Annotated in this window: 2 tRNA genes and 1 rRNA gene; all 3 read left to right on the top strand. The window is 50.1% G+C overall.

From position 1 onward, the window contains the following. Positions 1–49: 49 nt before the first annotated feature. Positions 50–126, top strand: a tRNA-Ile gene (locus tag E3U32_RS17470). Positions 127–168: 42 nt separating this feature from the next. After that, positions 169–244 (top strand) — tRNA-Ala (locus tag E3U32_RS17465). A 182-nt stretch (positions 245–426) separates the two neighbouring features. Beyond that, positions 427–891, top strand: a 23S ribosomal RNA gene (locus E3U32_RS17460); the annotation flags it as partial.

Genomic DNA, 891 nt, shown 5'->3' with positions numbered 1-891 from the left:
AGTGCTCACACAGATTGTCTGATGAAAAAACAGCAGTAAAAATCTCTGCAGGCTTGTAGCTCAGGTGGTTAGAGCGCACCCCTGATAAGGGTGAGGTCGGTGGTTCAAGTCCACTCAGGCCTACCAAACTCCTTTTAAAGGATGAGCGGTACAGAGATTACAAACGATGGGGCTATAGCTCAGCTGGGAGAGCGCCTGCCTTGCACGCAGGAGGTCTGCGGTTCGATCCCGCATAGCTCCACCATCCTTTTACTGCGAAAAACAAGAAAACTTCAGAGTGAACCTGAAAAGGTGCACTGCGAAGTTTTGCTCTTTAAAAATCTGGATCAAGCTGAAAATTGAAACGACACACATGTTATGTGTGTTCGAGTCTCTCAAATTTTCGCAATTTGATGATGAATCGAAAGAAACATCTTCGGGTTGTGAGGTTAAGCGACTAAGCGTACACGGTGGATGCCCTGGCAGTCAGAGGCGATGAAGGACGTGCTAATCTGCGAAAAGCGCCGGCGAGGTGATATGAACCTTTGACCCGGCGATGTCCGAATGGGGAAACCCAGTGTGATCCGTCACACTATCGTTAACTGAATACATAGGTTAACGAGGCGAACCGGGGGAACTGAAACATCTAAGTACCCCGAGGAAAAGAAATCAACCGAGATTCCCCCAGTAGCGGCGAGCGAACGGGGAGCAGCCCAGAGTCTGAATCAGCTTGTGTGTTAGTGGAAGCGTCTGGAAAGTCGCACGGTACAGGGTGACAGTCCCGTACACGAAAGCACACTTGCTGTGAACTCGAAGAGTAGGGCGGGACACGTGGTATCCTGTCTGAATATGGGGGGACCATCCTCCAAGGCTAAATACTCCTGACTGACCGATAGTGAACCAGTACCGTGA

The sequence above is a fragment of the Lelliottia nimipressuralis genome, assembly GCF_004402045.1.
In the GTDB taxonomy this organism is placed as follows: domain Bacteria; phylum Pseudomonadota; class Gammaproteobacteria; order Enterobacterales; family Enterobacteriaceae; genus Enterobacter; species Enterobacter chinensis.
Note: the sequence above shows the minus strand (reverse complement) of the source record. Positions and strands in the feature narration are given on the sequence as shown.